The sequence below is a fragment of the Azoarcus sp. Soil_N_20 genome (assembly GCF_057656155.1).
This window is the reverse complement of sequence record NZ_JBDGKX010000039.1, coordinates 1-3212: the sequence shown is the minus strand read 5'-3', so window position 1 is coordinate 3212 and position 3212 is coordinate 1. Positions and strand designations below refer to the sequence as shown.

Annotated in this window: 2 protein-coding genes; both read left to right on the top strand. The window is 67.8% G+C overall.

Translation table 11 applies throughout. The features are described 5' to 3' along the window. Positions 1-204 precede the first annotated feature (204 nt). Positions 205-1959: a dihydroxy-acid dehydratase gene (locus tag AC3A35_RS27715; protein WP_487439778.1), complete on the top strand. Its 1755-nt coding sequence runs from the start codon at positions 205-207 to the stop codon at positions 1957-1959. Positions 1960-1968: 9 nt separating this feature from the next. After that, a complete protein-coding gene (locus tag AC3A35_RS27710) occupies positions 1969-2895 on the top strand; it encodes a 2-hydroxyacid dehydrogenase (protein ID WP_487439777.1) in 927 nt (308 codons plus the stop codon). The last annotated feature ends 317 nt before the right edge of the window (positions 2896-3212 follow it).

The following is a 3212-nucleotide window of genomic DNA, read 5'->3' as shown; positions in this document are numbered from 1 at the left end:
ACCTCTCGGCCGACGACGTCGGCATCAAGAACCGGGTCTTCGTCGCGCGCGGCCACGAGCCCAGCTGGCCGGTCTGGACCTGCCACGAGATCAAGGACCTGAGCGGCCTGCCCGCCCTGGTCGGTCTCTGAGCGCTGCGTGACACCGGCTCGGCCGCGAGGCCGAGCCGGCGGTCCAGATGATCCTTACTCCAGGGGGGACCCCATGAGCGACAAGAAAACCGAGTCCGGCCGACCGCTTCGCAGCGCGCGCTGGTTCCGCAAGGACGACCTGCCCGGCTTCGTGCACCGCTCGACCCTGGCGGCGGCCGGCTGGAGTCGCGAGGACCTGATGACGCGCCCCGTCGTGGGCATCCTCAACACCTGGTCCGACATCAACCCGTGCAATCTCAACCTTCGCGCCCTTGCGGAGGAGGTCAGGACGGGGATCCTCGAGGCGGGCGGCATCCCCTTCGAGGTGCCGCTGATGTCGATCAGCGAGAACATCATCAAGCCGACCTCGTTCCCGTTTCGCAATCTGCTCGCGATGGAGGCCGAGGAGTGCATCCGCGCCTATCCCTTCGACGCGGTGGTGCTGCTCGGCGGATGCGACAAGACCCAGCCGGGGCTGCTGATGGGCGCCGCGAGCGCCGGGGTTCCGTTGATCTTCCTGGGGAGCGGCCCGGCTACGCCCCGTTCGGCGACCGGCGGTGACCTGGCCAACGCCACCGGCGTCTGGCGTCTGGTGGACGAGTTGCGCGCCGGCAAGTCTCAATGCGACTTCGCGGCGTTCGAACGCGACGTCATGGGTACGGCGGGCCACTGCGCCGAGATGGGCACCGCCTCCACCATGGCGACCCTCTGCGAGGCCTTGGGCGTGTCCCTGCCCGGCAGCAGCCTGGTTCCGGCGGTCGACCGCCGTCGCAATCACCATGCCCGAGAGGTGGGTCGCCGCAGCGTCCGCATGGCCGCCGAGGGCAGTCCCCGCCCGAACGAGGTCCTCGACGCGCGGGCCTTCGACAACGCCATCACCCTGCTGTGTGCGGTGGGCGGCTCGACCAACGCCATCATCCACCTCTTGGCGCTCGCCGGCCGCGTCGGCGTGCCGCTGAGCCTGGACCGCTTCGACGAGATCGGCCGGCGCGTGCCGCTGATCGCCAACGTCCAGCCCGCCGGCGAACACCTGACCGAGCGGCTGATGACCGCAGGCGGCGTGCCGGCGCTCCTCAAGACGCTCGCGCCCTTCCTGCATCTGGACGCGCGCACGGTGGACGGGCGGACGATCGGCGAGATCATCGAGACCGCCGAGGTCACCGACGCGGAGGTCATCCGCCCGCTGGACAAGCCGGTGAAACCGGGCGAGACCCTGGTCGTGGTGCGGGGCAACCTGGCACCGGACGGGGCGGTGATGAAGGCCTGCGCCGCGGACCCGAAACTGTTCCGCCATCGCGGCCGAGCGGTGGTCTTCGAGGACGTCCAGACCATCGCCGACCGGATCGACGATCCCGCGCTCGACATCGACGAGAACAGCGTGCTCATCCTGCGCAACGCCGGTCCGGTGGGCGCGGCGATGCCCGAGTGGGGCATGCTGCCGCTGCCGCGCCACCTGCTGGAGCGCGGCGTGCGCGACATGCTGCGCATCTCGGACGCGCGCATGAGCGGTACCGCCTACGGCGCCGCGGTGCTGCACATTTCGCCGGAAGCCGCCATCGGCGGCCCGCTCGCCCTGGTGCGCGACGGCGACTTCATCGAGCTCGACGTGCCTGCGCGTCGGATCGAGCTCTGTGTCGCCCCGGAAGAGCTCGCGCGCCGCCGTCAGGCGTGGCAGCCGCCGGCCCCGAAGCACGCGCGCGGATACCGCAATCTCTACAACCAACACGTCGAGCAGGCGCATCGCGGCTGCGATTTCGACTTTCTCCGGGGCACCAATGAAGAAACCCTCCCCGAAGGGCTCTTCGACGGCTGGGTCGGCGGCTGGTAGGACATCCATATGAGCATTCTCTATCGATCAGATGCACCGCGTGCGGCCGCCTGGGCGAGCTACTTCGCCGAGCACGCTCCCGACCTCGACTTCCGTGTCTGGCCCGATGCCGGCAATCTCGACGAGGTCGAATACCTGATCGCCTGGCAGGCGCCGGCGGAGTTCCTCGCCACCCTGCCCCGGCTTAAGGTGCTGTTCTCCTCGGGTGCGGGGGTCGATCACGTCGATTTCTCCGCTGTACCGGCGCACATTCCCATCGTCAGGATGGTCGAGCCGGGCATCATCAACGGCATGGTTGAATATGTCAGCCTCGCCGTCCTGGCCCTGCACCGCGACTTCTTCGACTATGTGGCGGCGAAGGCGGCGCGCGTGTGGAACCCCCTGGAGGTGCCGCCTGCCTCGGCCCGCAGCATCGGCGTCATGGGGATGGGTTCCCTCGGCCGCGCGGCTCTGGAAAGGCTGAGGACCTACGGCTTCCGGCTGCGTGGCTGGAACCGCTCGCTGCGCCGGATGGACGGTGTGGAGAGTTTCGCCGGTCCCGATCAGCTGCAGCCTTTCCTCGAGGGTTGCGACGTCCTGATCTGCCTTCTGCCGCTCACCCCGGCGACCAGGGGCATCCTGAACCGCAAGCTCTTCTCGGCGCTGCCTGCCGGGGCGGCGCTGATCAACGTCGGCCGCGGCCCGCACCTCGTGAATGCGGATCTCCTCGAGGCGCTGGATTCGGACCGGCTCTCCCGCGCGATCCTCGACGTGACCGATCCCGAGCCCCTGCCGGCCGAACATCCCTTGTGGACGCATCCACGGGTGCTCGTGACGCCCCACGTGGCGAGCATGACCCAGCCCGAAACGGCCGCGCCGATCCTGCTGGAGCACATTCGCCGGCATCGACGCGGCGAGCCGCTCCTGGACCTCATCGATCGGTCCCGCGGCTATTGAGGTGAGCAAGCCGCGTCCGGAGCGCAGCAAAATGTGCTGCAGGTCGGCATCAATACCAACGAATGTGTGAAGCGAGCAAGCCAAAACGAAACGAAATTTATCGGTCGAGTGATTAAATGAATACACGGAAGCAGCAGACATAGAGAGCCCCGGAAGTTCAAGCCTCCCTCGACGTGCAGCCGATCCGGGTCGATCGAGACCCCAACGCAGAAAATTCCCGCCCAATACAGGAGTAGACAAATGAGCAGCCTGCGGCCCAAGTACATCAGCTTCGATTGCTACGGCACCCTGATCAACTTCCAGATGGCCGAGGTGGC

Bases quoted from the DNA above. Each gene is read 5' to 3' on its own strand.
- AC3A35_RS27710 (WP_487439777.1), top strand. From the start codon at position 1,969: ATGAGCATTCTCTATCGATCAGATGCACCGCGTGCGGCCGCCTGGGCG.
- AC3A35_RS27715 (WP_487439778.1), top strand. From the start codon at position 205: ATGAGCGACAAGAAAACCGAGTCCGGCCGACCGCTTCGCAGCGCGCGC.